The sequence below is a fragment of the Streptomyces sp. NPDC055078 genome (assembly GCF_053607985.1).
In genome coordinates this window covers 1-1,112 of sequence record NZ_JBSGUP010001155.1, presented here as the reverse complement: position 1 = coordinate 1,112, position 1,112 = coordinate 1, and the positions used below count along the sequence as shown (strand labels likewise).

1 protein-coding gene and 1 tRNA gene are annotated in these 1,112 nt (G+C 71.3%); both read left to right on the top strand.

Annotation, left to right across the window (positions count from 1 at the left end; translation table 11 throughout):
* Positions 1-369: 369 nt before the first annotated feature.
* Positions 370-1,035, top strand: a complete 666-nt coding sequence (locus tag ACWF94_RS40900; protein ID WP_453500431.1) for a bifunctional DNA primase/polymerase — start codon at positions 370-372, stop codon at positions 1,033-1,035.
* A tRNA-Lys gene (locus ACWF94_RS40895) sits at positions 1,026-1,099 on the top strand. The genes ACWF94_RS40900 and ACWF94_RS40895 overlap by 10 nt, the downstream gene beginning before the upstream one ends.
* Positions 1,100-1,112: the final 13 nt, after the last annotated feature.

Sequence of the window (1,112 nt, the reverse complement as noted above, 5' to 3'; positions counted from 1 at the left end):
GCGCGGGCCCTCCCGGGGCTCCGCCCCGAACCTCCCCCTACGCCCTGCGGCGTGGGGGGACCCCCAGCGCCTCAAACGCCGGCGAGGCTGAATTACCCGGGTACGCAAAATCAGCCCGTCCGGCGATTGAGGACACGCCCGCAGGGCGTGCGCGGCAGCCGATGTCGCGGCAAGGGGCGTAGGAGCCCGGCCCCGGCGGGAGGCGACACGCACCGGCGCAACCAGGACACTCCGTACGCGACAGCGAGGCCACACGCAGAAGAGTCTCTGGCATATGCCGGTGCGCAAGATACCCCGTCCCACCCCACCGTGTCCCCATTTTCCCCACACTCGGGAACAGACTCGTTACTGCGGGTAAAGATGGAGGGCATGAGTGCCTGGCCGCGAGACACGGACAACGACCACCCGACCGACCTCCTCGCCCTGCTGCGGGACGCCCTGCGGAAGGACGCCCCACCACGGGACGAGAGCCGTCACCACGCGGCCCGGGTCACCGTGACCGGCGCCCAGTGGCTCGCCTCTGCAGGAACGTATCCTCACTCATTGCTCACTCAGTGGGAGAGCCGGCCGGCCGCGCCCGCCGTGCTCCCCTGCGGCTCGGTCTTCGACGTCGTCAACGTCCCCGCGATGTTCGGCCGCCATATGCTCGACCGGCTCTGGGACGAGGGGCCGGGCTCCGGGCCCGTGGCCGTGCACCGGGGGCGGATGCTGCTCTTCGCCGCGCCCGGCACCGCCGCACGGCTGCCCGCGCTGCTGGCGTGGGAGGAGTGGGGCGGATCCGTACCGCCCCCGCTGTGCCACGGCAACGGTGACGCGGTGACCGTTCCGCCGCTGACCACGGGCTCGCACCCCGCTCCCGGCACCCGCTGGCTGGTGGCCCCGGACACCCGGCATCCCTGGCTCCCGGGGCCCGAGGTCATGCTGTGGGCATGCGTCCGGGCGGCCCGTACCACTGCCCCGCCGGAGGTCCGTATATCGATTTTTCCCCGCGCCGATCAGGGTGCTAAGGTCTACGACGTCAGCAGGCGCCGCTAGCTCAGTTGGTTAGAGCAGCTGACTCTTAATCAGCGGGTCCGGGGTTCGAGTCCCTGGCGGCGCACGCGAAACCGAGG